Source organism: Tsukamurella pseudospumae (assembly GCF_001575195.1).
GTDB classification, from domain to species: Bacteria; Actinomycetota; Actinomycetes; order Mycobacteriales; family Mycobacteriaceae; genus Tsukamurella; species Tsukamurella pseudospumae.
This window is the reverse complement of the sequence record NZ_LSRF01000007.1, coordinates 89,869-115,669: the sequence shown is the minus strand read 5'-3', so window position 1 is coordinate 115,669 and position 25,801 is coordinate 89,869. Positions and strand designations below refer to the sequence as shown.

The window sequence follows — 25,801 nt, the reverse complement described above, 5'->3', positions numbered from 1 at the left end:
TGTTCGATCCCGGGATCAGAACGGCGGATCGTCGTTGCCGCCGCCGAAGCTGCTCCCGGCCGCGGGGGCACTGCCCCACGGATCGTCTGCGGGCTGGTTCTGGCGCGGGGCCTGCTGGGCCGGCTGCTGGCTGTAACCGCCACCGCCGCCCTGACCGCCGCCACCGAAACCGCCGCCGCCACCGCCGCGCTGCGTGCGCGTCGGCTTCGCCGTCGCGTACTTGAGGGAGGGGCCGATCTCGTCGACCTCGAGTTCCACCACCGTGCGCTTGTTGCCCTCACGATCGTCGTAGGACCGCTGCTTGAGCCGGCCCGAGACGATGACGCGAGTGCCCTTCGTGAGCGACTCGGCGACGTTCTCCGCCGCCTCGCGCCAGATGTTGCAGCGCATGAACAGTGCCTCGCCGTCCTTCCACTCATTGGAATTCCGGTCGAAGGTCCTGGGCGTGGACGCGACGGTGAAGTTGGCCACCGCTGCACCCGACGGGGTGAAGCGCAGCTCCGGGTCCGCCGTCAGGTTTCCGATGACCGTGATGACCGTCTCGCCTGCCATGGTGTTTCTCCCTGCTTGTAGTACGGCTAGTTCTGCCGCAGCACCTTAGTGCGAAGCACCGACTCGTTCAGCTTGAGCTGACGATCGAGCTCGTTCACGGTGGCGGGCTCGGCGGTCAGATCGATCACCGCGTAGATGCCCTCGGCGTTCTTGGAGATCTCGTAAGCAAGACGGCGCTTGCCCCAGATGTCGACGTTCCCGATCGATCCGCCGTCCTTGCGGACCACGTTCAGGAAGGTCTCCAGCGAGGGCGCGACGGTGCGCTCATCCAGGCTCGGATCCAGGATCACCATCAGTTCGTAATTACGCATGGGCTTTTCGCCTCCTCCTATGGACTATGCGGCCGTGGACTCTCCACGGCAGGAGTGTTGCCGTGACGGCAACCGCACCAGGCTACCCCAACCCGTCGCCACCTGCGAAATCAGCGCCCTGACACAGCGTTCGTGAATATGTGCGCGAAACCGCCCGCAGATAGAGAATGTTCCTTAACATATGACGCGGAAGGAGGCGCCCATGCCGAAACAGGCACCCCAGGACGCTCCGGTCGCCCGGCCCGGAGCCATCGCGGCCCTGCGCGCGAACCTCGACGCGAACGCGCTCGGGCCCGTCCGCACGCTCGGGCGGACCGTCGAACTCGTGCTCAACGCGACGGTGTCGATGGTGGCCGACGTGCTCCGGGCCAAGGTGCCGGTTCGCGAGGTCGTGGTCCAGGCCTGGTTCCTGGTCAGCGTCACCGCCGTGCCCGCCTTCCTCATGGCCGTCCCCTTCGGCGTCATCGTGACGATCCAGGTCGGCAGCATCGTCAACCAGATCGGTGCGGGTTCCCTGATGGGCGCCGCGAGCGGCCTGACCGTGATCCAGCAGGCCGCGCCGCTCGCCGCCGGTCTGCTCCTCGGCGGCGCCGGCGCGTCGGCGATCGCCGCCGACCTGGGATCGCGCACCATCCGCGAGGAGGTCGACGCGATGCGCGTCATGGGCATCGACCCGGTACGCCGGCTCGTCGTCCCCCGGATGGTCGCCGCCGCCCTCGTCGCGCCCCTGCTCTGCGTGTTCATCACCGTCGTCGGCATCGGCGCCGCGTACTACCTCGCGGTGTTCGGGCAGAACGTCACGTCCGGGAGCTACTGGCTCAGCTTCGGCGCCTACGCCACCACCCGCGACTTCGGCTTCTCCCTGCTCAAAGCCGCGATCTTCGGGCTGATCATCGCGGTGCTCGGCTGCCAGCACGGTCTCGAGGCGAAAGGCGGGGCGCGCGGCGTCGCCGACTCGGTGAACACCACGGTGGTCGTGTCCACCGTCGGCATCATCGTCCTCAACTTCGCGCTGACGCAGATCTACACGAGCTACTTCCCCATGCGGGTGGGCTGATGATGAGCCTTCACACGCGCCCTGCGCTGCCCTCTACGTCCCACACGAGGGTGGGCTGACTCATGACCATCGCCCGCTACCGCCCGAAGGGCTTCCGGACCCTCGGCACGGTCTACGACGCCCTGCGCGTCCTGATCGCACGCCTGGGCCACATGCTCTCCTTCACGGTGTCGTCGATCGCGCTGATCCCGCACGCGATCCGCAGCTACCCGAAGCAGACGATCCGCACCGTCACCGACCTCACCTGGGGTCGCGGCGCCGTCATCGTGGGCGGCGGCACGTCGCTGATGATGGTGGTCCTGGGCCTCGCCGTCGGCGGCACCGTCGCCGTGCAGGCCTTCTCGACCCTCGACCTGCTCGGCATGGGCCCGCTCACCGGCGTGATCGCCGCCCTCGCCAACACCCGCGAGTTCGCACCGATCCTCGCGGCCGCGGGCTTCGCCGTCCAAGCGGGCTGCCGGATGACGGCGGAGATCGGCGCCATGCGGATCACCGAGGAGATCGACGCCCTCGAGGCACTCGGCCTGCGGTCGATCTCGTTCGTCGTGAGCACCCGCATGATCGCGGGGATCGTGGCGATCGTGCCCGTGTTCCTCATCGCGATCATCGTGAGCTTCTTCGCCTCGAGCACCATCGTCACACTCGCGCAGGGCGACGCCGCCGGCACGTACGAGCACTACTTCGAGCAGTTCCTCTCCCCCGCGGACCTCGTCGCGTCGATCGCCAAGGTGGTGGTGTTCATCTGCGCCGTCATCCTCATCCACTGCTACCAGGGCTTCTTCGCCTCGGGCGGCCCCGAGGGCGTGGGCGTGGCGTCCGGCCGCGCGGTACGGGCGTCGATGGTCGCCATCGTCGTCCTCGACATGCTGATGACCCTCGCGATCTGGGGCATCAACAGCGACCTGGTGTTCAAGGGGTGACGGCGTGACGACGAACCTGGTCTCCCCGGTCACGGGGATGATGACGCCCGGGCCAGTGCTGCTGCGCCGCGGCATCGCGGCGATCCTGGCGACAGTGCTCCTGGTGACAGGCTTCTGGCTGGTCCGGTCGGTCGTCTCCACGCCGCCGAAGACGCTCACGCTCGTGGTCCGCGATGTGGCGCCCGGCGTCGGGCCCGGCACCGCCGTCGAGATGGACGGGCTGCGGATCGGTGAGGTCACCGACATCACCGACCACGGGTCGGGCCGGCTCGGCGTGGGTCTGCGGCTCAACGGCGCAGCCGACGACCTGGTGACGGACGCGGTGAAAGTCGCGTTCGCCCCCGGGAACACCTTCGGCCTCACCGTCGTCGCGCTCACCCCGGGCCGTGGCGGACGGGTCCTGGCGCGGGGCGCGTCGTGGGAGCCCCTCGGCACCCCCGACGACGGGACGATGGCATCCCTGCTCCGTTCCCTGAGCACGATGGAGCGCGAGAGCTTCCGCCCGCACATGGCGCAGCTGATCGCCCAGGCGGACACCACGACCCGGCAGTTCCTACCCTTCCTCGGCGCGATCGGCGCCATCGCCGAGGCCAACGCCGACACCCAGCGGATCCCCACCGCGCAGACCCTGCCGACGATCGCCGCGACCCTCGGCTCCCTCGACACGTCGATGAAACGCATGCTCCCGGGCCTGCGCACCCTGTGGGAGTGGACCGGGCCGGACACCCCCGGCTACCCGAAGCGGCAGCACGACACCATCCAGGCCTTCGCCTACGACTTCGCACCGGCCCTCGCCGCGCTGCTCAGCGCACCGAACGTCGCGGCCCTCACCGAGGTCCTCGTGCCGATCCGCGAGCTCGCCACCCGGGCCACCACGAGCTTTCCCGACGCAGCGCGCAACGGCCGGCAGATCGAGGAACTCATCGAGCGGATCCGGAGGTCGATGCCGGACAACGGATCCGGCCCCGTCCTCAACCTGGACGTCACCTTCCAGCAGTTCCCGGCCATCTCCTCGCTGCTGCCCCCGGCACCGTCGTTCTCGGTGACCCCGCCGGGCGCGCCCGCGCCGGCCACGCCCCCGTCGACGGCGCCGACCACCGCCCGGCCCGCGGGCGGGACCCCGGCACCGTCGTCCACCGCAGCCGCGCCGACCACGACGAGGGGCCGCTGACATGCGCACCGCCAAGAACCCCGGAACCCTGCTGCTGATCTTCGTCGTCCTCGTGGCCGTCGGTGCGGCGTTCACCGTGCGCGCCCTCACCCGGCCCGCGCAGGCGGCCCAATCCCCGTACACGGCACTGTTCACCAACGCGTCGGGGCTGCGCCCCGGCGACGACGTCCGGCTGCTCGGCGTGCAGGTGGGCAAGGTCGAGGAGGTCGCGCTCGACCAGGAGGACACGGCCCGCGGCACGCTCGCGCGGGTCGCGTTCACCGTCGACCGGGCCCAGCGCCTCACGACGGCCACGACGCTCTCGATCCGCTTCCAGAACCTCACGGGGCTCCGGTATCTCGATCTCTCGCCCAGTGACGCGAGGGCCGCGGCGATCGCCCCGAAATCCACGATCGGCACGGGCCGGACGGTGCCCTCCTTCGACGTCACCACGATCTTCAACGGGCTCCAACCCGTGCTGGCCGCGATGCAGCCGGAGCAGATCAACCACCTCGCGCAGTCGATCGCCGCCGTCGTGGAGGGCGACGGTTCCGGGCTCGGTCCGCTGCTCGACGCGCTGCAGACGCTGAGTCGCTTCACGAACGACCGCTCGGCGCTGCTGCAGACGCTGGTGCGCAACCTCAAGACGATCAACGACAGCCTCGGCGGCAAGTCCACCGCCCTGCCGACGGTGATCGGCTACCTACAGGGCATCGGCGAGGTGATGCGGAACGCCGCACCGTCCACCACGATCCTCTCCGATCAGGGTGCAGAGCTCATGACCGCCGCCGACGCCCTGCTGCGCGGCGCCGGCCTGCAGCCGGCCAGCACGTCCCTCATCGAGCTGGCGCGGCCCGAACTCCCGCGCCTGCAGAGCCTCGTCGACCTCGCGGCGCTCCTGCCCGGCCTGTTCGCGAACCTGACGCAGCAACGGATTCCCGCAGCCGGCGGCGATACGGGCTGCAGCCGCGGCGAAGCACAACTACCTGCGGGCCTTCAGGTCTTCCTCCGCGGATCGAAGGTGACACTGTGTCGGCGCTGAACCTCCCCATGACCCTGCTCCGCGACGGCTACCGAGTGGCCCTGAACCTCGCGTCCGGCCTCGAGGAGGCATGGGCGCTACCCAGTTCGCGTGCGCGCCAACTCTTCTTCGGTGCGCTCGGGGTCGGGCTCACGCTGGTGGTGATGATCGCCAGCTCGGTCCTGGCGGTCCGCCCCGTCGGCACCACCACCTACTCCGCGGACTTCCCCGAGGCCGGGATGGTCCGCTCGGGCGACGACGTCCGCGTCGCCGGTGTCTCGGTCGGCTCCGTCGCGCGCGTCGAGCTGGCGGGCGATCACGTCTCCGTCGGGCTGCGGATCAAGAACAAGGTGCACATCGGCGATCAGTCCCGGATCGCCGTGAAGATGCTGACGGGCGTCGGCGGGTACTTCGTCGACATCGACTCGATCGGCACGAAGTCCCTGGGCTCGTCGGTGATTCCGGCCGGGCGCGTCACGATCCCGTACAGCCTCGTCGAGACCTTCCAGCAGGCCGAGCCGAAGATCCGGGCGATCGACCCCGCGCCGCTGCGCGAGTCCCTCGCACAGATCCAGCGCGCGACGAGCGGGCGGCCCGGGCAGATGAAGGAACTGCTCTCGACGCTCGACGGCGTCGTGAAGAGCATCTCGACGCAGAAGGAGGAGGTCGGCGGCTTCGTCCAGACCCTCTCCGAGTACAGCACCGCGATCAACCGCAACGGTGACGCGCTCACCCAGGTGATGCGCGACATGAACATCTACTTCTCGACGGCGCGCCTCAACGTGGCCGGGTACAAGCGCTTCATGAGCGCCTTCGACTCCGTCCTCAAGCGGATCATCCCCCCGGCGAACTTCTACCAGAACGACCTCGCGTCCATGGAGGCGCAGTTCAACCTCATGTCCGGCCAGATCGGCGGGTTGCTCGCCAAGTACCAGACGATGATCGACGACGCGATGAACCTGCTGCGCCGCCTGCAGTCGTCGGTCAAACCCGACGGGACGATCGTCCTCGACGGATCCGTGCCCACGATCTCGTCCCAGTACTGCATCCCACTGGAAGGAGCTCCCTGCTGATGCTCGCCAGGATCCTGGGTTCGAAATGGCTCGTCACCGCGATCGCGATCGGCACGATCGGCTCGCTGATCGCCGGCGCGCTGTACGTCGCGAGCACGCCGGGCAAGGCGCAGGCCCGCTACTGCGCTCTCATGCCCGACGCGATCGGGCTCTACGTCGGCAACCCCGTCACCCGGCTCGGCGTCCCGATCGGCAAGGTCACCGCGATCCGACCCGAGAACGCCGCCGCGCGCGTCGAGTTCGACATCGATGACGATCAGGCGCTCACCGGCGACGCCGGCGCGGTCACCGTCTCCGCCTCCCTCATCGCCTCGCGCCAGCTCGCGCTGGTCGACGGTGCCGGCAAGGGACCGGCACTGCGCTCCGGTTCGTGCCTGACGAAGACGAAGACGCCGCAGTCCCTGAGCCACAGCCTGAGCTCGCTCGGTGACGCCGCCACGAAGCTCACCACCGGCGGCGGCCCCGAACAGGCCAAGCAGGTGGAGGACTCGATCAAATCCCTCGCCGCCGCCACGGACGGCACCGGCCCCGATGTCAACGGTGTCATCGGCAGCCTCGCAGCACTGCTCGACGATCCGGGGCCCGGCATCGGCGATGTCGGGCAGACGATCGACGCCCTCTCCTCGCTCACGCACGGCATGACCTCCAACTGGGCACCGCTCAAGCAGCTCCTGCTCACGACGCCCGACGGCCTCGCCGACGTCATCGTGCCGACCGCCCGCACCACCGAGACGCTGGCCGTCGCCCTGATCCCGCTCGGGAAGATGCTGCGCGATCTGATCTCCCACTACGGCCACAACCTGTGGCCGATCCTCGACACGGTGATCCCCGCATCGCGTCTGGTGAGCGCCGGCGTGAAGAACTGGGGCGATCTCCTGGGCTTCCTGCCGCCGCTGATCGACGCCTTCAACGTGTCCTTCGACCAGCGCACCCTCGGCCTGAAGGTGGTCTACACGCCGCCGTCGACGAAGATGGTCGCCCGCAATCCCGATCTGACGTGCGCGAACATCAACCAGCTGGCGCCGGGGCAGTGCCGGGTCATCGATCCCGGGCACATCGAGGTCGACCTGATCTCCGCCATCCTCCGTGGGACGGGAGCCGCGCGATGAACCGACCGACCCTGCGGCGCAGAATCATCCGCGCCCTGCTGCTCCTCGTCGTACTCGGCCTCGGTGCAGTCGGCGTGCTCCGCGCGAGTCCCGCGACCCTGCCCACCCCGTCCACCTGGTCGTCGGGATGGCCCCTGCGGGTGGAGTTCTCGAACGCCCTCAACCTCCCCGACCAGGCGCAGGTGCGATTCAACGGCCGATCCATCGGGACGATGAAGTCCGTCCGCCTCGACGGCGACCGCGCCGTCGCGACCCTGACGATCACGCAGCCCGCGACGATCCCCGCCGACAGCACCGCCGAACTCCGCCAGGACACGCTGCTCGGCGACGTGTACATCGCCCTCGCGTCGTCCCCCACCTCGAAGGCGCAGACACTGCGCGCGGGTGGGCTCATCCCGCTGGCGCAGAGCCGGCCTCCGGATCACATCGAGGACCTCATGACGAGCCTGTCCGGCTTCCTCGGGAGCGGCGGAGTCGCCCAGCTGGGCAACACCGTTCAGCGGATCGACGGTGCCTTCCCGGACGACCCGGCGCGCACGCGCAAGATCACCGACAACCTCGCCACGACGGTGCGGGCGTGGGCCGACGACACCCGCTCCCTCGACGCGGCGCTGCGGTCCGTGGTCGGCGTCACGGGCACCGTCGCCGCCGAGCACCAGCGGTTGAGCGAATACCTGTCCCCGACCGGGCTCACCCGGTGGGCCACGATCGCCGAGACCGCCCGCGTCGTCGAGGTGTTCGCATCGCTCGCGCCCCTCATGCGGAACACCGCCCCGCTGGTCCCCGGCGTCCGCGACCTCGCCGCGCTGTTCACCCAGGTGGTCGGGCCGCTGCTCCTGCTGGACCGACCCGTCGGCGGGACTCGGCCCGACAACCTGATCAACCTCCGGAACCTGTTTCGCGACACCATCATCCCGTGGGTGGAGCACGGCCCCAAGATCAACGTGGCGAGGGTGTCCGACGGGTCGGCCGTCCCCACCGCGGAGAAGGCCGAGCAGGCCGTCCGGGCGATGCGGATGATCGGAGCCGTCCGATGAGGAAGGAACTGGTGGCGAACGCGATCACGTTCACGGCGGTGCTCGTGGTCGGTCTCTTCATCCTGCTGTACGGCTACATGGGAATCCGGCCCGGCGTGCAGTACACGACGCTGTCGCTCAAACTCGCGCACACCGGCCAGCTGACCACCGGTTCGCCCATCCTCCTGCGCGGCGTACGGATCGGCGACGTCACGTCCGTCGAGCCGTCGACGGAGGGCGTCCGGATCGGCCTGCGCTACCCGTCGGAGTACCGGATCCCCGTGGACTCCGCGCTGTCGATCGAGCAGCTCAGCGCTTTGAGCGAGCCCTACGTCGAGATCGCGCCCCGTTCCTCGGGTGGTGCCGTGTTCTCCTCGGGGAGCGTCGTTGCCGCAACCGCGGTCTCGCAGTCCCGATCGGTGAGCGAGGTCTTCCAGGCCCTCGCCGCGCTGAACCGCACCGCGGACACGGGCGCCCTCGGCAAGATCGTGCAGACCGCCTGGCAGGCCACCTCCGGACGCGACGACCAGTTGGCGACGCTCAGCAGAGCGGGCCAACTGCTCAGCTCGACGGTGCTGACCCGCATGCCCGCCATCCGGAAGATGTTCTCCGACACCCAGATCTACTCCGCCGATCTCGGCTGGACGCCCGACGCGATACGGCGCCTCGGCGTCGAGTTCGACAACACCACCGGCGTGGTGCGCAGCGCCGTCGAGGCCGTGCAGAAGATGGTGATGACGCTCGACGCGCCGGACCCCTTCCTGAACACCATCGATCCGTTCTTCAAGCGCCTCAAGCCGTACCTGGACGAGCTCCTACCGGCGCTGGCCACGACCGGCGGGCCGTTCATCTCCATCTTCTCCGCCCTCAACCGCACCGTCCCCCAGATCGACCTCAGCACCCTGCTGTCGAACGCACTGCAGGTCGCCGGTACCGACGGCGCCGCGCGCGTCACCCTGACCATCCCCCGCCCGTGACCGGACCCCACCGAGAGGTAGACATGCCGCAGGAGCACGACGACGTTCGGGACGAACCCGATATCGAGACCGACGAGAAGCGGACCGTCCTCACCAAGGGCCGCCGCCCGTCCCGCGCTGCGACGGCGGACGGGAAGAGCATCCCGGCCGCGTCCCGCACGGACGTTCCGGGCCCCCAGGGCCGACGGGGCCCGGCCGGCACCGTCAAGACCGTGCTCGCGACGGTGCTCGTCATCGCGCTGATCGTCGTATCGGTCCTGCTGGTCCTGCAGACCCGCACCCTGGGCTCCGAGCGGGAGGCCACCGCCGACCGGGCCCGCGCCGAGCAGATCGCCTCCGACTACGCGGTCAAGGCGGCGACCATGGACTACCGCGACCTCACGCCGTGGCTCAACGGTGTGAAGGCGGGGACCACGCCCGAGCTGTCGAAGAAGTTCGACGCGATCGTCGATCTCATGCGCGAGGTGCTCACGCCCCTGCGCCTGACGTCCACCGGCAAGGCCTCGTTCGCGAAGACCACGTCCGAGGTGAACGGCATCTACCAGGTGAAGGTCGCCGTCGACGTGTCCTCGCAGAACGTGCAGGCACCGCAGGGCACCGTCACGACGAGCACCTACTCCGTCACGCTGGACCGGAACCGATCCTGGGTGATCACCGAAGCCGGCGACCCCGCCAACCCGTCGGCCGTGCTCAGCGGAATCGGCGGCGCCTCGCCGTCGAGCTCGGCGGCACCGTCGGCCTCCCCGTCCGTTCCCGCGGCGCCGGCACCGTCGGGCACCCCCAACTGACCCCGAAGGGCGAGAGATGTTGCAACGCTTCCTCGACTACGAGATGAAGGTCTCCGAGTTCATCGGTTTCCTCATCCTGATCGGCATCCCGTACGGGTTGATCGGCCTGGTGTGGTCGCTCACGCACATGGACCATCTGGGGAACCTCAGTGGCCTGGACCGGATCGTCTCCTTCCTCGGGGCGATCGTCTGCTGGCCCGTCCTCCTGTTCACGAATGTGACGATGCAGTGATGGCGCTGGTGTGGATCATCGACGTGGTGGTCCAGTACGTGAAGATCCTCGGCGGTCGCCAGCAGGTGCCGGCCGTGGTCCGGCTGGCCGCGTGGCTGTTCCTCATCGCTCTGGTGATCGTCGGAATCGGGCTCGTGGCAACGGGGCTCGTGCTGCTCGACGACTACCTCGCCACCCTCCCCCCGACCCGCTAGGAGCCCGCGATGGTCCTCACCGTCGAGCAGACCCGCATCCCCGTCACCGGCGTCCACCGCCGGTACACCAAGCGCCGCCTCGCCGTGACCGACGCGCTCGACTTCTGGTCGTTCGCCGGAGCAGCCGCCAATGTCGCCATGCAGATGATGAACCCCGGTGTGGGACACGGGGTCGTGGAGTCGAAGGTCGACAGCGGGGCGCTCATGAAGCGTCCCTGGAAGCGGGCACGCACCACCACGCAGTACCTGGCCGTCGCGATCCTGGGGAACGAGAAGGAGATCGACGCCTTCCGGGAGGCGGTGAACGTCGCTCACCGCCAGGTGCATTCGGCGCCGGGCGCGGCGGTGAAGTACAACGCCTTCGACCGGAATCTGCAGATGTGGGTGGCCGCGTGCCTGTTCATCGGCTTCGAGGACTCCTACCAGCTGTTGCACGGCAGGCTGTCCGAGGAGCACGCGGAGAGCTTCTACCAGTCGGCCGCCGTCCTCGCGACCTCGCTGCAGGTGCCGCGCGACATGTGGCCGGCCACCCGAGGCGATTTCGACGACTACTGGGTCCGCGCGTGCGCCGAGACCCGCCTGGACGAGCCCGTCGCCGCCTACGTCGACGACCTGTTGCATCTGCGCATGATCAACCTCCCGATGCGACTGGTGTTCGGCTCGCTCCTGCGGTTCCTCACGATCGGTTTCCTCGCGCCGTACTTCCGCGAGCAGATGGGGGTGCGATGGTCCGCCGCGGACCAGCGCCGGTTCGAGAACCTCTTCGTCTTCGTGGGTTTCGTCAACCGGTTCATCCCACGGTTCCTGCGATTCGGCGGCAGCTACTCGCTGATGATGGACCTGCGGCACCGGATCAGCGCGGGCAAGCCGATCATCTGACTGCGCGGCCCGCCGGGAGCGCCGCTCAGTGGGCCCGGCGGGCCGCCGTGTAGAGCTGCCACGCGGCGCGTTCGGTGGACGAAAGATGGACGCCGAGAAGCTCCTTGGCCCGCGAGTGCTGGACTGCCCGGGCTGCGAACCGCGGGACGTGGCCTATGGACCACCGTGGGGGCCGCAGGACCTCACGACCGAACCGTTCGCCCGCGGCGGTGACGGCGAGCCCTGCGCAGGCCTCGGAGAAGTACGCGACGAACGACTCCCACGTCTCGGGGACCGGGCGAGTCGAGATGCCGTACCCCGCGTACCACTGACAGCACTCCGCGTACAACTGATCCCGCTGGTCGTCGCGCAGACCCGGCCCGTAGACCCCGATCGCGGTGAACAGCGCATCGACGTAGGTCGCGTGCTGGAAGTGGAACAGCTCGGGATCCAGGGCGTGGTACCGATCGCCGTTCGCGTCGATGCCTTTGACGTGCTCGTGCGCGTATCGGATGGTCCACATCGCATGCCCCGGGTCGTACGCCAATCGGATGAGCGCCTCCACACTCCGGGTCTTGTGCCCCCAGACACTGGTGTGCACGTGATCGTCGAACGATGCGGCGATGGCCGGGTGCAGGACCTGCAGCCCCACGGCCCGCGGTAGCGTCGCGCGGAACGCGCCGGTGTCCAAGTACGTCAACAGGATCGACTGATCGACACGGGTGCTGCGCGCCACGATCACACCTCGAAGAGCACCGCGCAGACCATCGCGTACACCTCGGCCTGGAAGGCGGGGTCCTGGTCGAAGCGGCGGGTACGCCCCACGTCGAAGACCACGGCGAAGGCCGCGTGCACGAGGAAGGTGGCCTCGGCCGCGCTCAGCTCCGGGCGGACGGCGACCACCGCGTCGGCGAAGGCGGCGATGTTCGCGCGTTGCAGGCTCGCGAGGCGGCTGCGATCCGCGTCCGGGACGTTGCCGATCTCCCGGAAGTACACCGTCATCAGTCGCGAGGTGCGGAAGGACAACTGCACGTACGCCTCGGCCAGAGCAGCGAGCCGTTCCGGCGGTTCGGGATTCGCCGCGGACACCTCGTCGATCACGTGCGCCGTCGCGTCGGCGGCACGCTCGAGCGCGCTGACCAGGATTCCCGCCTTGTTCGGGAAGTAGCGGTACATTCCGGACGGCACGATGCCGGCGGCCCGGCCGATCTGCCCCATGCTCACGTTGTGGAAGCCGTGCTCGAAGATCTGGCCGATCGCCTCGTCGAGCACCTGCCCCTGCCGACCCGCATCGGGCTCCGGCTCCGGCGGCGGCGCGAGCCGGTACGGCGCCGGCGGATCCGGCAGCGCCAACACGGCGCGCCCGGCGGCGGCGAGCACCGCCTCCGCGCGCTTCTGGGCGAGGACCGTGCGGTGCGCGGTCACGCTGCCCGTCACGCTGATCGCGCCCACGCACCGCAGCTCGACGTCGCGGCGCGCCGCGCCGGGGAGACCCGCCTCCGCCGCATCCGCGAAGGTCTCGACCATTCCGGTCAGCTGGTGGCGGATCCGCGCACGATCGTCGCGCTCCAGAAGCCGCTGCTCCCAGCGGAACAGGCCACCCGTGTTGCGCCGCTCGAAGGAGACGCCCAGCGCGGCGTCGAGGATCGCCTCGACCCGCACCTCGGGCGGCTCAGCGGCAGTCTTCTCCGCCGCATCCGCGACGGCCGTGGTCAACGCGTCCGAGGCGGAGGTGATCGCGTGCTCGAGCAGGGCGTACTTGTTGGGGAAGTGGCGGTAGACCGCGGGGCCGCTGATGTCGAGCGACGCGGCGATCTGCTCGATGCCGACGCCGTGATAGCCCCGCCGGGAGAAATCCTCCGCAGCGACCCGCGCGATCTGTTCGCGCCGGTCCTTGGGGCGCTTCCGTTTCGCCTGCGTCACCTGCCACTCCTCCTTGCTCCGCATCGAGCCTACTCGGTGACGAACGCTCGCCCGCGGTGTACCGTCGAGCCTACTAAGTAAATGAATGTTCACACACCGTTTCGGTACGGAACTTCCGGAGGAACCCGGCATGACCACCACTGCACCCCTCGCCCCGGCGAACGTCCCGACGGAGGTCGGGCGCACCGTCGACCCCGTCGCGACCGGACACCGGATCGCCCTGGCGGTCCCCGAACGACGCGCGGACGTACTGACCGTCCTGGCCGACTCCATGGATGCGCCCTCCGCCGCAGCGGGCCCCGCGAACGTGGTGATGCAGCTGCTCAACCCTCCCGTGGCCTACGGCGTGATGGAGTCACGAGTGGAATCCGGTGCGCTGTACAAGCATCCGATCAAACGCAGCCGCACCACCTTCACCTATCTCGCCGTCGCCATCCTCGGGAACGCGGGTGACCGGGTCCGGTACCGCAAGGCCGTCGACGGCGCCCACCGGCAGGTGCAGCCCACCTCGGAGAGCCCGGTCAAGTACAACGGCATGGACCGCAACCTGCAGCTGTGGGTGGCGATGTGCCTGTACGTGGGATTCGAGGACACCCACCAGCTGCTGCGCGGGCGGATGAGCCGCGAGCAGCGCGCCCTGTTCTACCGCGACTCCGCGCCGCTCGGCACCACACTGCAGGTGCACCCGGACATGTGGCCCGCCACCCCCGAGGATTTCGATGCGCTGTGGATCGAGCTGTGCGAGCAGAAGATCCGGCCCACCACCGAGACGCGCGACTACCTGCGTCAGCTCGTCGACCTCACCTTCGTCGGCGCGGTTCCCGGCCCGCTCAAGGGCTTCTCCCGATTCCAGACGGCCGGCTTCCTCGCGCCGCGGTTCCGCGAGGCGATGGAGATCGAGTGGACCGCCGCCGATCAGCGCCGCTTCGACCTGTTCTGGCGCATTCTCGCGGGCGTGAACCGGCTCGTCCCGCTCGCGCTGCGGCGCCTGCCCTACCGCCTGCTCCTCGCGGACATGCGACTGCGCGCGAAGCTCCGCCGCCCCCTCATCTGACCCGGTCGTGCGGTGGATTGCATCGCACGACCGGCACCAGCCGCTAGCGCTCGACCCTCACGTAGGGCTCATCCGGATGCAGTTCCATGACGTCAACGAGCCACTCCTCGTCGAATGCCGCGGTAGGGGCGGTCCCGCCCAACAGTCCCATAAGGTAGCTGAGCATGCCGTCACCGTCGTAGTCGATTCCCGAGCCGTTGGTCGCGATGACGGGCCATCGGTCGGGGTTCTCACCGCTCGTCCGCCACAGCAGCGTCTGGCCGCACCCTGAGACTCCGAAGACGAGGTACTCGTCCGTCGGCGTTCCGTAGATCTCGTCGAGGGAGCCGTGTCCCACGACGTCCACGTCGTCGGAGCGGTGCGCCGCCTCGCTGCGGAGGAATCCGATCGTCCCGCGTGGCGATTCGTCGCGGGTCGACGCTATCCATTCCGGAGGCGCGATACCGAGTTCGCCACCCCAGAAGCGTCCCGCACCGTACACGTCGATGAACAGCTTGTAGTCGGCCGGAAGCCGTCCGAGACGCGCTTCAATCGTCGCCCAGTCGCGGATCACCTGCGGCGAGCCGGAGGGCGGTGGGGCCACCCGCGCCAGGTCCGTCAGCTGCACTTTCACACGATCGAGCGTAGGTCAGGCGTGCAGGCGGCATCCGCCACCGGATGGTTCAGCGCCGCCGTGTGTGCGATCGACCCCGCTGAGCGGGGTCGATCGCACACAGGACGCGGACGCGTCAGCCGAACTGCTGGCGCAGGGCGGGCTTGGTGATCTTGCCGGCGGGGTTGCGAGGCAGCTCGGGGACCACCACCAGGTCACGCGGGTGCTTGTAGCGGGCGATGTGGTCGTTGAGGAACTCCGAGAGCGACTCCACCGACAGCTCCTCGCCGTCGCGCACGCTGACCACGGCCACGACGGCCTCGCCCCACTTCTCGTCGGGCCGGCCGATGATGGCCACCTCGACCACGGCCGGGTGGGCCGCGACGGCGTTCTCGACCTCCACCGAGTAGATGTTCTCGCCGCCCGAGATGATCATGTCCTTCGCGCGGTCGGTGATGTAGACGAAGCCCTCGTCGTCCATCCGCACCAGGTCGCCCGAGTGGAACCAGCCACCGTCGAAGGCGGCTCGCGTGGCGTCGACGTTGTTCCAGTATCCGGCCATCATGTTGGGTCCGCGGTAGACGATCTCCCCGACCTCGCCGCGCGGCACGTCCTTGCCCTCGGGATCGACGACGCGAGCGGCGACGGTGCGCACCACCTTTCCGACGGAGCCGAGCTTGCGCAGCGTGTCCTCTCCGGAGAGGGCGCAGGTCACCGGGGACATCTCGGTCTGACCGAAGACGGCGCAGATGGTGGCGTCGGGGAAGGTGTCGACCAGGGCGCGCAGCAGTGTCTCGCTGGCGGGCGCGGCGCCCCACCAGACGTACTTGAGCTTCAAGTCGCGCGGGCGGGCCTGTTGCTCCGCCACCGCGAGCTGCCACTGCACCGGCACCATGAACATCGTCGTGATGCCCTCGCGCTCGAGGACGTCCAGCGTGTGCGCGGGATCGAACGCGCCCAGCGGGAAGATCACCGACGTGGTCCCGGCGATGAAGGCGGTGGCCAGCACGCCGAACCCCGCGATGTGGAACAGCGGCACCGCGACGGCGCCCACGGCCTCGGTGTCCACCGTGCCGGGCGCGATGAGGTTGTTGAAGCCCTGCGCCGTCATGTTCACGTGGGTGAGCACCGCTCCCTTGGGGCGGCCCGTCGTACCCGAGGTGTACATGATCAGGGCCGGGGAGTCCTCCGGCACGTCGACGACGGGGGCCGTGCGCCCCTCCGCAACGAGGTCCTCGTAGGCCAGGGCGCCCGCGGCCTCGTCGGCACCGTCGAACCGGATGCGCAGGCCGAACTCGGCGCCCGCGGCGGACGCGGCCGCGACGAGCGGGTCGAACGGCGCCTCGTAGACGATGGCGCTGCAGCCCGTGTCCTGCGCCAGGTAGGCCACCTCGGGCGGCGCCATCCGGAAGTTGACGGGGACGGCGATGCCGCCGAGGGCCGTCACGGCGAGGACGGCCTCGATGTACTCCAGCCGGTTGAGACCGAGCACGAGCACGCGGTCGCCGAACGAGACGCCGCGTTCGGACAGCGCGCCCGCGACCGCGCTCACCCGGTCTGCGAGCCGGGCCCACGTGAGGGTGTTGTCCAGGTACTTCAGGGCCACCTGATCGCCGCGCATGACGGCGTGATTGCGGACCTGGTTGTTCCAGGTGTTGCGCTGTGAGCTGCGGGGCTCCTCCGTGCGCGGGAACCAGGCGATGTTCTCAAGAGCGGTCATGTATGGGATTGTGTTCTAGAACATGTTCGACGGGGAGCCGAATCGCACAAAGTTAAAGAATAGTGATTCACTTGTGACCTACCCGACGACAGTCACCCATGGAAGGAACACCGTGCCCGAAGCATTCATCTACGAGGCCATCCGCACTCCGCGCGGTAAGCAGCGCGGCGGCGCGCTGCACGCCACCAAGCCCCTGGACCTGGTCGTCGGCCTGATCGACGAGCTCAAGGACCGCTACCCCACGATGGATCCGTCCGCGATCGACGACATCGTGCTCGGCGTGGTCTCCCCCGTGGGTGAGCAGGGCGGCGACATCGCCCGCACCGCCGCCACCGTCGCGGGCCTGCCCGAGACCGTGGCCGGCGTGCAGATCAACCGGTTCTGCGCCTCGGGCCTCGAGGCCACCAACATGGCGGCGCAGAAGGTCGCCGCCGGTCTCGGTGACGACCTGGTGCTCGCGGGCGGCGTCGAGTCGATGTCGCGCGTGCCCCTGGGCTCCGACGGCGGCGCGATGCACCAGGACGTCACGACCAACTACGACACCTACTTCGTGCCGCAGGGCATCGGCGCCGACCTCATCGCGTCGATCGACGGCTACACCCGCGAGGACGTGGACACCTACGCCGCGCAGTCGCAGGCCAACGCCGCGGCCGCGTGGGACAACGGCTGGTTCGCCAAGTCCGTCGTGCCCGTCAAGGACATCAACGGCCTGACGGTGCTGGACAACGACGAGCACCGCCGCCCCGGCACCACCGCCGAGAGCCTGGCCAAGCTCAAGCCGGCCTTCGACGGCATCGGCGCGATGGGCGGCTTCGACGCCGTCGCGCTGCAGAAGTACTACACCGTGGAGAAGATCAACCACGTCCACACGGGCGGCAACAGCTCCGGCATCGTCGACGGTGCCGCCCTCCTGCTGATCGGCAACGAGGCCGGTGGCAAGAAGGCCGGCCTGACCCCGCGCGGCCGCATCGTCGCCACCGCCGTCACCGGCTCGGAGCCGACCATCATGCTCACCGGCCCCACCCCGGCCACCGAGAAGGTCCTCGCGAAGGCGGGCCTGTCGAAGGAGCAGATCGACCACTGGGAGCTCAACGAGGCCTTCGCGTCCGTCGTGCTGCGGTGGATGAAGGACATGAAGCTCGAGCGTGAACAGGTGAACCCGCTCGGCGGCGCCATCGCGCTCGGCCACCCGCTCGGCGCGACGGGCGCGATGCTGGTCTCGACGGTGCTCGACAACCTCGAGCGCTCCGGCGGCCGGTACGGCCTGATCACCCTCTGCGTCGGCGGTGGCATGGGCATCGCCACCATCATCGAGCGCCTCTGACCGGCCGGAAAGACTACGGAGACAAACAATCACATGGCTGAGAACATGATCCGCTGGGAGCAGGACGCCGACGGCATCGTCACCCTGACGATGGACGACCCCACCAGCTCCGCGAACACCATGAACGACCTGTACCGCGAGTCGATGGCCGCGACCATCGACCGCCTGGAGGCCGAGAAGGACTCCATCACGGGCGTCGTGCTCACCTCCGCGAAGAAGACCTTCTTCGCCGGCGGCAACCTGGGCCTGATCCGCCAGGCCACCAAGGCCGACGCGCAGCAGGTCTTCGACAACGTCGAGTCGATGAAGGCCGCGCTGCGCCGCCTCGAGACCTTCGGCAAGCCCGTCGTCTCCGCGATCAACGGTGCCGCCCTCGGCGGCGGCCTGGAGATCGCTCTGGCGACCCACCATCGCATCGCCGCCGACGCGCGCGGCTCGCAGATCGGCCTGCCCGAGGTCACCCTCGGCCTGCTCCCCGGCGGCGGCGGCGTCACGCGCACCGTCCGGCTGCTCGGCCTGCAGGGCGCGCTGATGGGCGTCCTGCTGCAGGGCCCGCGCATGAAGCCCGCCAAGGCCAAGGAGGTGGGCCTGGTCCACGAGGTCGTGGGCACCGTCGAGGAGCTGATCCCGGCCGCGAAGGCGTGGATCAAGGCCAACCCCGAGGGCGGCGTGCAGCCCTGGGACGTCAAGGGCTACAAGATCCCCGGTGGCTCACCGTCGTCCCCCGCGATCGCCGCGAACCTGCCCGCCTTCCCCTCGAACCTGCGCAAGCAGCTCAAGGGCGCCCCGATGCCCGCGCCACGCGCCATCATGGCCGCCGCGGTCGAGGGCGCGATGGTGGACTTCGACACCGCTTCGGTGATCGAGGGCCGCTACTTCGTCTCGCTGGCCACGGGCCAGGTCAGCAAGAACATGATCAAGGCGTTCTTCTTCGACCTGCAGCACATCAACGGCGGCGGCTCGCGGCCCGAGGGCTACGACAAGTACACCGCCAAGAAGGTCGGCGTCATCGGCGCCGGCATGATGGGCGCCGCGATCGCGTACGTCTCCGCGAAGGCCGGCATCGAGGTCGTCATCAAGGACATCTCGCTGGAAGCCGCGCAGAAGGGCAAGGCCTACTCCGAGAAGCTCGAGGAGAAGGCTCTGGCCAAGGGCCGCACCACCGCCGAGAAGTCGGCGGAGCTGCTCGCCCGGATCACGCCCACCGTCGACGCCGCCGATTTCGCCGGCGTGGACCTGGTCATCGAGGCGGCGTTCGAGTCGGTCGAGGTCAAGCACAAGGTGTTCCAGGAGATCGAGGACATCGTCGAGCCCGACGCCATCCTCGGCTCGAACACCTCGACGCTGCCGATCACCATCCTCGCCGAGGGCGTCAAGCGCTCCGAGGACTTCATCGGCATCCACTTCTTCTCCCCCGTCGACAAGATGCCGCTGGTCGAGATCATCCGCGGCGCCAAGACCTCGGATGCGGTGCTGGCCAAGGTCATCGACTACACGCTGCAGATCAAGAAGACCCCGATCGTGGTCAACGACTCGCGCGGCTTCTTCACCTCGCGGGTCATCGGCACCTTCGTCAACGAGGCCATCGCGGCCGTCGGTGAGGGCGTGAACCCGGTGCTCATCGAGCAGGCGGGCCAGCAGGCCGGCTACCCGGCGGCACCGCTGCAGCTCATGGACGAGCTGACGCTCACGCTGCCGCAGAAGATCCGCAAGGAGACCCGCGCCGCCGCCGAGGCCGCCGGCAATCCGCTGCCCGCGCACGGCAGCGACGCCGTCGTCGACGCGATGGTCGACGCGGGCCGCACCGGCCGCAAGGACGGCGCCGGCTTCTACGACTACGTGGACGGCAAGCGCACCGGTCTGTGGCCGGGCCTGAAGGACCTCCTGCCCGCCGGGCAGGACATCCCGCTGCAGGACATGATCGACCGGATGCTCTTCGCCGAGTCGCTGGAGACGGTGCGCTGCTTCGACGAGGGCGTCATGGACTCCGTCGCCGACGCCAACATCGGCTCGATCTTCGGCATCGGCTTCCCCGCCTGGACCGGCGGCGTGCTGCAGTTCATCAACGGCTACGAGGGCGCGGACGGAACCGTGGGCCCCAAGGCCTTCGTCGCCCGCGCGCAGGAGCTGACCAAGTACGGCGAGCAGTTCACCCCGCCCGCCTCCCTGGTCGCCAAGGCCGAGGCCGGCGAGACCTACGAGTAGGACTCACTGAGCCGCACCATCATCGAGAGGTCCGGTACCGCCTGCGGGTGGTACCGGACCTCTCGTTTCCCGGTTCGACGGTGCGCCTCGGGTCCGGGTGGGCCGACGCCCGTGGGGAATCGGCGTGGCGCTTTGAGCGAAGCCTGCCGTCCGGTCAGGAGAAGAGACGGTCCCGCTGCGCACGCGGCGCGTCGTAGCGGACCCCGCCGGGCTTCGCTTCGATCAGGCCGATCGCGAGCGCGGCGATGGTTGCAGCGATGTTCACGACGGGTACGGCGGCGGCAACGACGATGAGCAGATACCACCAGCCCGACTGGTCGATGTCGTGAAGTCTGCGGACGCTCAACGAGATTCCACCAATACCGTAGACGATCATGATCGCGACGATCAGCATCCCGCCGATCGCCATGACAGGGCTACCGGCACCCTCCTCGCCGAGCACGCCGCCGGTCACGATCACCCCGACCGCAACCAGGATGGCGAGAAGATTCGCCAGGGCCGGCCACCAGAACTCACTCTTCGAAGCCCGCCCCGAGTACCGGAAGTAGCTCCGGAAGAAGCGCTTCACCGCCTCGCCGAAGGTCGCGCCGCGCAAGGGAATCGTCAGGTCCTGCGGATCCCTGTCGACCACGTACTGATCACTCATCTCACACCGCTCCGTTCAGCACCCCGAACACCGATGTGCGCAATGTAGCATTACTGTTTTAGGAACAGCAACATTGTGTCGTCCGCGAGCACCGGAACGTGCCTCGTCACGCCGTTCCCGCGGCCGCAGCCACCAGTTTGGCGCGCTCAACGAGGTGCGCGGCAGCGCGTTTCATCTTGAGGCACTCGCGAGACGAGAGGGTGTGGTGGTCGTACGCCACCTTGTTCTTCAGCCCGAGCAGGGTCGTCAGGTGTTTCGCTATTCCGGCGTCCGCCTTGGCGAGGAGCGCGATCGCCTCGCTGTGGTTCGTGGAGTTCGAGTGTTCTCCGAGTCGCACGCAGCAGATGACATCTGCTGCGGCGATGCCGGCGTCGACGAACAGATCCCCTGCAGCGTTGCGCTTCTCGTCTTCGAGGAACTCCGCCGCCTCGTTGAATTCCACCGCCTTCGCCAGCCGACCGGTGATGACGACCGCATTACAGCTCCGTTTGCCCGCCACTAGCTGCCCTCCGTACCAGTGACACGAACCACCCTCGGTCCCCAGCGAAGGTCAGTCCGTCCCTGACGACATCCTGCAGCAATGGCTCCCTCGATGCGGCTGCATCGCGCAATTCCGACTCCGTGTAGTCGACCGGCCGAGCGTCGTTGCCCGTCCATCCGGACACCGCAGTCACCAGGTCCGTCATCTGGGTGTCCCACACCTCGTCGTCGGCGTCGTCGGCACGGACGAGGAGCAGATCGATGTCGCTGTTCTCGCGCATTCGCCCGGTTGCGGCCGATCCGAAGATCGTGGCGAACAGTGGGGTCTCCGCCCAACTGGCGGTCATCGCCCGCAGCCGTTCATGCAGCGTCTCGCTGAGTTTGGCGAGCGCGATGATCGGTTCCGCTGCGAGGTGCGCGCGATTCAGCCGGTAGGTACTGGTCCGGCCGACCTTCTCCTGGTGGACGACTCCTGTCCCGACCAGCCTGGACAGGGCGTTCCGCAAGCCCTCGTCCGAGCCGCGGGAGACGATTCGGAGCATCTGCGGAACGGTGAACGCGACATCTGTTGATGCCAGCACGGCAAGGACGTCCCCATCCAGGGTGGGCGTGATCGTGGCGAACGGACGGCTCAGCTGCATGCATCCACTGTATGCCAACTATTCTTGGTTCAATCCAAGGATAGTTGGCATCTGCCGCGGTTCACCGGAGCGAGCAGCTTCGCGGCCGACGTTCAACCCGCGAAGCGGGCCGGGCGTTTGCCGAGCATGGCGGCGACGCCCTCCTGGTGATCGTCGGTCTGCAGCAGAACGACCTGCTCGTCTGTCTCGCGGCGGAGGGCACCGTCGAGGCCCGCGAGGGTGGAGGCGTTCATGGCGCGCTTGGTGGCGGCGATCGCCTCCCGCGGTCCGGACGCGAGCTTCGCGGCCGCGGCGGCGACGGCACCGTCGAGCTCCTCGGCCGGGCGGACCGCCGTGACCATCCCGGCGGCGAGGGCCTCCGGCCCGTAGACGCGTTCGCCGAGCAGGGCCATGCCCATCGCCCGGGTACGGCCGATGGCGGCGGGGACCAGGGCCGTGGTGCCCGCGTCGGGCAACAGACCGATGCCGACGAAGGGCAACAGGAAGTAGGCGGTGTCGGCGACGAAGGTCAGGTCGGCGGCCAATGCCAGGCCCACCGCCATTCCCGCGCACGGACCGTTCACCTTGGCTATCACCGGGATCGACGCCGCGACGATCGCGCGGACGTACGCGTTCACCGCGTCGAGCGCCTCCTGCGGCGCCGCCGCCTCCCCCGCCAGGTCGGCGCCCGTACAGAACGCCTTGCCCTCGCCGGTGATGATCACGACACGGATCCCTGGGTCCGCGTCCGCCTCGGCGATGAAGCCGGCGAGGTCCCACGCCGCGCGAACGCCGAAGGCGTTCATCCGCTGCGGACGGGCGATGGTGACGGTCAGGACGCCGGCGTCGACGGCGCGCAGGAAGTCCTCGCTCATGCCACCGACTCTTCCACTCGCGCCAGCGGCGCGAGGCGCCGTTCGACGATGGACGCGCCCTCGGTGATCATCCGCTCGATGAGCGACGCCACCGTCGGGACGTCGCGGATCAGGCCCTGGCACAGGCCGACGCTCCAAATACCGGCCTCGACGTCGCCGTCCTCGAAGACCTTGCGACCGCGGGCGCCCGCCACGAGGTGCCGGATGTCTTCGAACTCGCAGCCCTGCGCTTCGGTCTCGACCACCTCGACGGAGACCGAGTTCTTCGCCACGCGGGCGGTGTTGCCCAGCGTGCGGAAGATCAGCTTCGTGTCCAGTTCGGAGTTCTCGACGATCTGCTGCTTCACCTCGGGGGCGATCGGGGACTCCACCGTGCAGAGGAAGCGGCTGCCCATGTTGATGCCGTCCGCGCCCAGCGCGATCGCGGCGACGAGGCCGCGGGCGTCCGCGATGCCGCCCGACGCGAGGATCGGAATGTCCAGCGCGTCCGCGGCGGCGGGGATCAGTACGAGGCCCGGGATGTCGTCCTCACCCGGGTGGCCGGCGCACTCGAAGCCGTCGATCGACACCGCGTCCACCCCGATGGCCTGTGCCTTGAGCGCGTGCCGGACGCTGGTGCACTTGTGGATCACCTTGACGCCGTGGTCCTTCAGGTACGGCAGGAACTTCGCGGGGTTCGACCCAGCGGTCTCGATGATCTTCACCCCCGACTCGACCGCCGCGCGCAGGAACTCCTCGTAGGGCGGCGGGTCGATCGTCGGCAGCACGGTGAGGTTCACACCGAACGGATTCGACGTCAGGTCCCGCGCCCGCGCGATCTCCTCACGGAGCGCCTGCGGCGTGGGTTGCGTGAGAGCCGTGATGATGCCGAGCCCGCCGGCCTCGGACACCGCGGCGGCGAGGCCGGCGCGCCCCACCCACATCATGCCGCCCTGGACGATCGGGTACCGGACGCCGAACTGCTCGGTGAAGCGCGTTGAGAACATGCCCGAAAGCTAGCACAGATGAGAGAACAGTCTCTAACATATGGCTCAGATACCCGAGAACTTCCGGAGGACCGCATGACCGCACCGTCGAACCTGCAGACCGGTGACCTGATCTCCACCGACCCCCGCACCGGGGCCGAGGTGGCCCGCTTCCCCGTGGCCGACGCCGCGACCGTGATCGAGGCGGTCGATGCCGCCCGCGAGGCGGCGGCCTGGTGGGGAGACCTCGCGCCGAAAGCCCGGCGGAGCTGGCTGCTGCGCTTCCGCGCGGAGCTGTCGCGGCGGGCGGAGGAGCTCGCCGCGGTGATCTCCGCCGAGACCGGCAAGCCGACCGACGACGCGCTGCTCGAGGTGATGCTCGCCGTCGTGCACATCGACTGGGCCGCCAAGAACGCCGAGAAGGTGCTCGGCCGGCGCAAGGTCCCGTCGGGCCTGCTCGGCGCGAACCTGGCCGCCACCGTCGAGTACCGGCCCTTCGGCGTCGTCGGCTGCATCGGCCCGTGGAACTACCCCGTCTTCACCCCGATGGGCTCGGTCTCGTACGCACTGGCCGCGGGCAACGCCGTCGTCTTCAAGCCCAGCGAGCTCACGCCCGCTGTGGGCCAGTTCCTCGCCGACACCTGGAACGCCGCGTGCCCGGGACAGCCCGTGCTGCAGGTGATCCACGGCGGCGGGGAAACCGGTGCCGCGCTGTGCCGCTCGGGTGTCGACAAACTGGCCTTCACCGGCTCCGCCCGCACCGCCCGTACGGTCATGGCGACCTGCGCGGAGTCCCTCACGCCCGTCACGATCGAGGGCGGCGGCAAGGACGCCTTCCTCGTCGACTCCGACGCGGACGTCGACGCCGCGGTGGACGCGGCCGCGTTCGGCGCCTTCGGCAACGCCGGGCAGACCTGCGCCGGCGTCGAGCGGGTGTACGTGGTGTCCGACCGGTACGACGAGTTCGTCGACAAGCTCGTCGCGCGGACCCGCGCCCTCCGCGGCGGGGACGACGACGGTGCCGACTACGGTCCGGCGACGATGGCCCGGCAGCTGCCGATCATCGCCGGCCACATCGACGACGCACTCGCCCACGGTGGGCGGGCGCTGGTCGGGGGCCGGGAGTCCGTGGGCGAGACCACGGTTCAGCCCGTCGTGCTCGTGGACGTCCCGGAGGACTCAACCGCGGTCACCGACGAGACCTTCGGCCCCACCGTGGTGGTGAACCGGGTCGCGACCATCGAGGAGGGCATCGAGAGGGCCAACAACAGCACCTACGGGCTGTCCGCGGCGATCATGACGCGCAACGTCTCCCGGGGTCGGGAGCTGGCGCGCCTGCTCCGCACCGGTTCGGTGGCCGTGAACTCGTTCCTCTCCTTCGCCTCCGTGCCCGCCCTACCCTTCGGCGGGCTCGGCGACTCCGGCTTCGGCCGGATCCACGGCGCGGACGGGCTCCGCGAGTTCAGCAGACCGCAAGCCGTCGCGGCACAGAAGTTCACGGCTCCGATGAACCTGCTCACCTTCGACCGCAAGGCCCGCGACATGAAGGCGGTGCGGCTGATGCTGCGCCACGTCTACGGGCGCTGACCGCACCGCCCCATCGCTCGGGGATCAGCGCACGGTGAACGATCCCTTGCCCGGCACCGCCATCGGCGCACCGACGAAGGTGGTCGTGAAGGTCACGTTCCCGGCGCCGGTGCGGGCGTCGACCGCCGCCGGTGTCGGGTTGGCGAAGTTCTGGCAGGGCTTGACGGTGACGCCGCCCCGGGCGCCGGTGGTGCGGTTGACGTAGTCGACGCGGATGAGCGTGGCGTAGCCGTTCGACATGCAGATCCGCCCGTCCGCCGGGGCCGAGATCGACACGACGCCCGCGCTGCGGGTCTGGACCGCGACGTTCGCGCGCCACAGCATCGCGACCGCAAGACCGCTGGAGACCATCGTGGTCGCCGGGCTCTGCTGAACCGGAACGGGCGCCGCTTGGGCGGTCGCGGGGACGACGAGTGCCGCGCCCGCGACAGCGGCCGCGACGCAGATGATGCGCTTCATGATTCTCCTCGAGAGATGTTCGTCGTGGACCCGGCGAGTGCCGGGGCCTCTGTGCTCGTGGCCCGGCCCATCGGGCCGGACCGGCGGGGACCG

Annotated in this window: 28 protein-coding genes; 16 read left to right on the top strand and 12 right to left on the bottom strand. The window is 69.2% G+C overall.

Going from position 1 to position 25,801, the window contains the following annotated elements:
• Nucleotides 1–15: 15 nt before the first annotated feature.
• Entirely contained in the window at nucleotides 16–552 is a 537-nt protein-coding gene (locus AXK60_RS06155; protein ID WP_068570215.1) for a single-stranded DNA-binding protein, read from the bottom strand.
• Between the two features lie 26 nt (nucleotides 553–578).
• Nucleotides 579–863 carry a 30S ribosomal protein S6 gene (gene rpsF / locus AXK60_RS06150; protein ID WP_068570214.1) on the bottom strand — a complete coding sequence of 95 codons (285 nt, stop codon included), beginning with the start codon at nucleotides 861–863 and terminating at the stop codon, nucleotides 579–581.
• 202 nt (nucleotides 864–1,065) lie between these two features.
• Here rpsF and AXK60_RS06145 point away from each other — a divergent pair, with 202 nt between their 5' ends.
• The 12 genes from AXK60_RS06145 to AXK60_RS06090 all read left to right on the top strand — a co-directional run bounded on the left by AXK60_RS06145 (nucleotide 1,066) and on the right by AXK60_RS06090 (nucleotide 11,279).
• On the top strand, nucleotides 1,066–1,920 hold the full coding sequence (locus tag AXK60_RS06145) for an ABC transporter permease (protein ID WP_068570239.1): 855 nt from the start codon (nucleotides 1,066–1,068) through the stop codon (nucleotides 1,918–1,920).
• 62 nt (nucleotides 1,921–1,982) lie between these two features.
• Nucleotides 1,983–2,840, top strand: coding sequence for an ABC transporter permease (locus AXK60_RS06140; protein WP_068570213.1), 858 nt, complete (start codon nucleotides 1,983–1,985; stop codon nucleotides 2,838–2,840).
• Between the two features lie 4 nt (nucleotides 2,841–2,844).
• Nucleotides 2,845–4,011 carry an MlaD family protein gene (locus AXK60_RS06135; protein ID WP_082777856.1) on the top strand — a complete coding sequence of 389 codons (1,167 nt, stop codon included), beginning with the start codon at nucleotides 2,845–2,847 and terminating at the stop codon, nucleotides 4,009–4,011.
• A gap of 1 nt (nucleotide 4,012) precedes the next feature.
• Nucleotides 4,013–5,032 carry an MlaD family protein gene (locus AXK60_RS06130; protein WP_068570211.1) on the top strand — a complete coding sequence of 340 codons (1,020 nt, stop codon included), beginning with the start codon at nucleotides 4,013–4,015 and terminating at the stop codon, nucleotides 5,030–5,032.
• Entirely contained in the window at nucleotides 5,020–6,084 is a 1,065-nt protein-coding gene (locus AXK60_RS06125) for an MlaD family protein (protein WP_068570210.1), read from the top strand. The genes AXK60_RS06130 and AXK60_RS06125 overlap by 13 nt, the downstream gene beginning before the upstream one ends.
• Nucleotides 6,084–7,193, top strand: a complete 1,110-nt coding sequence (locus AXK60_RS06120) for an MlaD family protein (protein WP_068570209.1) — start codon at nucleotides 6,084–6,086, stop codon at nucleotides 7,191–7,193. The genes AXK60_RS06125 and AXK60_RS06120 overlap by 1 nt, the downstream gene beginning before the upstream one ends.
• Nucleotides 7,190–8,230 (top strand): MlaD family protein, encoded by a 1,041-nt coding sequence (locus AXK60_RS06115; RefSeq protein ID WP_068570208.1) that lies wholly within the window; start codon nucleotides 7,190–7,192, stop codon nucleotides 8,228–8,230. The genes AXK60_RS06120 and AXK60_RS06115 overlap by 4 nt, the downstream gene beginning before the upstream one ends.
• Nucleotides 8,227–9,186 carry an MlaD family protein gene (locus AXK60_RS06110; RefSeq protein ID WP_068570207.1) on the top strand — a complete coding sequence of 320 codons (960 nt, stop codon included), beginning with the start codon at nucleotides 8,227–8,229 and terminating at the stop codon, nucleotides 9,184–9,186. The genes AXK60_RS06115 and AXK60_RS06110 overlap by 4 nt, the downstream gene beginning before the upstream one ends.
• Nucleotides 9,187–9,209: 23 nt before the next feature.
• Nucleotides 9,210–9,974 (top strand): hypothetical protein, encoded by a 765-nt coding sequence (locus AXK60_RS06105; RefSeq protein ID WP_068570206.1) that lies wholly within the window; start codon nucleotides 9,210–9,212, stop codon nucleotides 9,972–9,974.
• Between the two features lie 16 nt (nucleotides 9,975–9,990).
• Complete coding sequence (locus AXK60_RS06100; protein WP_068570205.1) at nucleotides 9,991–10,206, top strand: hypothetical protein; 216 nt, start codon at nucleotides 9,991–9,993, stop codon at nucleotides 10,204–10,206.
• A complete protein-coding gene (locus AXK60_RS06095) occupies nucleotides 10,206–10,400 on the top strand; it encodes a hypothetical protein (RefSeq protein WP_068570204.1) in 195 nt (64 codons plus the stop codon). The genes AXK60_RS06100 and AXK60_RS06095 overlap by 1 nt, the downstream gene beginning before the upstream one ends.
• Nucleotides 10,401–10,409: 9 nt before the next feature.
• Nucleotides 10,410–11,279, top strand: a complete 870-nt coding sequence (locus AXK60_RS06090; RefSeq protein ID WP_068570203.1) for an oxygenase MpaB family protein — start codon at nucleotides 10,410–10,412, stop codon at nucleotides 11,277–11,279.
• A gap of 25 nt (nucleotides 11,280–11,304) precedes the next feature.
• Here AXK60_RS06090 and AXK60_RS06085 read toward each other — a convergent pair whose 3' ends face one another.
• Nucleotides 11,305–11,994 (bottom strand): oxygenase MpaB family protein, encoded by a 690-nt coding sequence (locus AXK60_RS06085; protein WP_068570238.1) that lies wholly within the window; start codon nucleotides 11,992–11,994, stop codon nucleotides 11,305–11,307.
• Between the two features lie 2 nt (nucleotides 11,995–11,996).
• Nucleotides 11,997–13,205 (bottom strand): TetR/AcrR family transcriptional regulator, encoded by a 1,209-nt coding sequence (locus AXK60_RS06080; protein WP_068570202.1) that lies wholly within the window; start codon nucleotides 13,203–13,205, stop codon nucleotides 11,997–11,999.
• Between the two features lie 106 nt (nucleotides 13,206–13,311).
• Here AXK60_RS06080 and AXK60_RS06075 point away from each other — a divergent pair, with 106 nt between their 5' ends.
• The gene (locus AXK60_RS06075) at nucleotides 13,312–14,235 is read left to right on the top strand and encodes an oxygenase MpaB family protein (protein WP_068570237.1); all 924 of its coding nucleotides are present in this window, start codon (nucleotides 13,312–13,314) and stop codon (nucleotides 14,233–14,235) included.
• A 43-nt stretch (nucleotides 14,236–14,278) separates the two neighbouring features.
• Here the strand turns inward: AXK60_RS06075 and AXK60_RS06070 are convergent, their stop codons facing one another.
• Nucleotides 14,279–14,848, bottom strand: coding sequence for an SMI1/KNR4 family protein (locus AXK60_RS06070; protein ID WP_068570201.1), 570 nt, complete (start codon nucleotides 14,846–14,848; stop codon nucleotides 14,279–14,281).
• Between the two features lie 115 nt (nucleotides 14,849–14,963).
• Nucleotides 14,964–16,547, bottom strand: coding sequence for a long-chain-fatty-acid--CoA ligase (locus AXK60_RS06065; protein WP_068570200.1), 1,584 nt, complete (start codon nucleotides 16,545–16,547; stop codon nucleotides 14,964–14,966).
• A gap of 112 nt (nucleotides 16,548–16,659) precedes the next feature.
• Here AXK60_RS06065 and AXK60_RS06060 point away from each other — a divergent pair, with 112 nt between their 5' ends.
• Nucleotides 16,660–17,871: an acetyl-CoA C-acetyltransferase gene (locus AXK60_RS06060; RefSeq protein WP_068570199.1), complete on the top strand. Its 1,212-nt coding sequence runs from the start codon at nucleotides 16,660–16,662 to the stop codon at nucleotides 17,869–17,871.
• A gap of 33 nt (nucleotides 17,872–17,904) precedes the next feature.
• On the top strand, nucleotides 17,905–20,076 hold the full coding sequence (locus AXK60_RS06055) for a 3-hydroxyacyl-CoA dehydrogenase NAD-binding domain-containing protein (protein ID WP_068570198.1): 2,172 nt from the start codon (nucleotides 17,905–17,907) through the stop codon (nucleotides 20,074–20,076).
• 154 nt (nucleotides 20,077–20,230) lie between these two features.
• Here AXK60_RS06055 and AXK60_RS06050 read toward each other — a convergent pair whose 3' ends face one another.
• The 5 genes from AXK60_RS06050 to AXK60_RS06030 form a co-directional block, all read right to left on the bottom strand.
• Nucleotides 20,231–20,671, bottom strand: coding sequence for a DUF805 domain-containing protein (locus AXK60_RS06050; RefSeq protein WP_175399942.1), 441 nt, complete (start codon nucleotides 20,669–20,671; stop codon nucleotides 20,231–20,233).
• A 157-nt stretch (nucleotides 20,672–20,828) separates the two neighbouring features.
• Nucleotides 20,829–21,164, bottom strand: a complete 336-nt coding sequence (locus tag AXK60_RS06045) for a hypothetical protein (RefSeq protein ID WP_342342451.1) — start codon at nucleotides 21,162–21,164, stop codon at nucleotides 20,829–20,831.
• A 34-nt stretch (nucleotides 21,165–21,198) separates the two neighbouring features.
• Complete coding sequence (locus AXK60_RS06040) at nucleotides 21,199–21,843, bottom strand: nucleotidyltransferase domain-containing protein (protein ID WP_068570195.1); 645 nt, start codon at nucleotides 21,841–21,843, stop codon at nucleotides 21,199–21,201.
• A 92-nt stretch (nucleotides 21,844–21,935) separates the two neighbouring features.
• Nucleotides 21,936–22,697, bottom strand: a complete 762-nt coding sequence (locus AXK60_RS06035; protein ID WP_068570194.1) for an enoyl-CoA hydratase-related protein — start codon at nucleotides 22,695–22,697, stop codon at nucleotides 21,936–21,938.
• A complete protein-coding gene (locus tag AXK60_RS06030) occupies nucleotides 22,694–23,683 on the bottom strand; it encodes an NAD(P)H-dependent flavin oxidoreductase (RefSeq protein ID WP_068570193.1) in 990 nt (329 codons plus the stop codon). The genes AXK60_RS06035 and AXK60_RS06030 overlap by 4 nt, the downstream gene beginning before the upstream one ends.
• A gap of 75 nt (nucleotides 23,684–23,758) precedes the next feature.
• On the opposite strand from AXK60_RS06030, the gene AXK60_RS06025 reads away from it, so the two are divergent.
• A complete protein-coding gene (locus tag AXK60_RS06025; RefSeq protein WP_139057778.1) occupies nucleotides 23,759–25,249 on the top strand; it encodes an aldehyde dehydrogenase family protein in 1,491 nt (496 codons plus the stop codon).
• Nucleotides 25,250–25,273: 24 nt separating this feature from the next.
• Here AXK60_RS06025 and AXK60_RS06020 read toward each other — a convergent pair whose 3' ends face one another.
• On the bottom strand, nucleotides 25,274–25,708 hold the full coding sequence (locus AXK60_RS06020) for a hypothetical protein (RefSeq protein ID WP_068570191.1): 435 nt from the start codon (nucleotides 25,706–25,708) through the stop codon (nucleotides 25,274–25,276).
• Between the last annotated feature and the right edge of the window lie 93 nt (nucleotides 25,709–25,801).

Bases quoted from the DNA above. Each gene is read 5' to 3' on its own strand.
- AXK60_RS06155 (WP_068570215.1), bottom strand. From the start codon at position 552: ATGGCAGGCGAGACGGTCATCACGGTCATCGGAAACCTGACGGCGGAC.
- rpsF (WP_068570214.1), bottom strand. From the start codon at position 863: ATGCGTAATTACGAACTGATGGTGATCCTGGATCCGAGCCTGGATGAG.
- AXK60_RS06145 (WP_068570239.1), top strand. From the start codon at position 1,066: ATGCCGAAACAGGCACCCCAGGACGCTCCGGTCGCCCGGCCCGGAGCC.
- AXK60_RS06140 (WP_068570213.1), top strand. From the start codon at position 1,983: ATGACCATCGCCCGCTACCGCCCGAAGGGCTTCCGGACCCTCGGCACG.
- AXK60_RS06130 (WP_068570211.1), top strand. From the start codon at position 4,013: ATGCGCACCGCCAAGAACCCCGGAACCCTGCTGCTGATCTTCGTCGTC.
- AXK60_RS06120 (WP_068570209.1), top strand. From the start codon at position 6,084: ATGCTCGCCAGGATCCTGGGTTCGAAATGGCTCGTCACCGCGATCGCG.
- AXK60_RS06115 (WP_068570208.1), top strand. From the start codon at position 7,190: ATGAACCGACCGACCCTGCGGCGCAGAATCATCCGCGCCCTGCTGCTC.
- AXK60_RS06110 (WP_068570207.1), top strand. From the start codon at position 8,227: ATGAGGAAGGAACTGGTGGCGAACGCGATCACGTTCACGGCGGTGCTC.
- AXK60_RS06105 (WP_068570206.1), top strand. From the start codon at position 9,210: ATGCCGCAGGAGCACGACGACGTTCGGGACGAACCCGATATCGAGACC.
- AXK60_RS06100 (WP_068570205.1), top strand. From the start codon at position 9,991: ATGTTGCAACGCTTCCTCGACTACGAGATGAAGGTCTCCGAGTTCATC.
- AXK60_RS06095 (WP_068570204.1), top strand. From the start codon at position 10,206: ATGGCGCTGGTGTGGATCATCGACGTGGTGGTCCAGTACGTGAAGATC.
- AXK60_RS06090 (WP_068570203.1), top strand. From the start codon at position 10,410: ATGGTCCTCACCGTCGAGCAGACCCGCATCCCCGTCACCGGCGTCCAC.
- AXK60_RS06080 (WP_068570202.1), bottom strand. From the start codon at position 13,205: ATGCGGAGCAAGGAGGAGTGGCAGGTGACGCAGGCGAAACGGAAGCGC.
- AXK60_RS06075 (WP_068570237.1), top strand. From the start codon at position 13,312: ATGACCACCACTGCACCCCTCGCCCCGGCGAACGTCCCGACGGAGGTC.
- AXK60_RS06065 (WP_068570200.1), bottom strand. From the start codon at position 16,547: ATGACCGCTCTTGAGAACATCGCCTGGTTCCCGCGCACGGAGGAGCCC.
- AXK60_RS06055 (WP_068570198.1), top strand. From the start codon at position 17,905: ATGGCTGAGAACATGATCCGCTGGGAGCAGGACGCCGACGGCATCGTC.
- AXK60_RS06040 (WP_068570195.1), bottom strand. From the start codon at position 21,843: ATGCAGCTGAGCCGTCCGTTCGCCACGATCACGCCCACCCTGGATGGG.
- AXK60_RS06035 (WP_068570194.1), bottom strand. From the start codon at position 22,697: ATGAGCGAGGACTTCCTGCGCGCCGTCGACGCCGGCGTCCTGACCGTC.
- AXK60_RS06030 (WP_068570193.1), bottom strand. From the start codon at position 23,683: ATGTTCTCAACGCGCTTCACCGAGCAGTTCGGCGTCCGGTACCCGATC.
- AXK60_RS06025 (WP_139057778.1), top strand. From the start codon at position 23,759: ATGACCGCACCGTCGAACCTGCAGACCGGTGACCTGATCTCCACCGAC.
- AXK60_RS06020 (WP_068570191.1), bottom strand. From the start codon at position 25,708: ATGAAGCGCATCATCTGCGTCGCGGCCGCTGTCGCGGGCGCGGCACTC.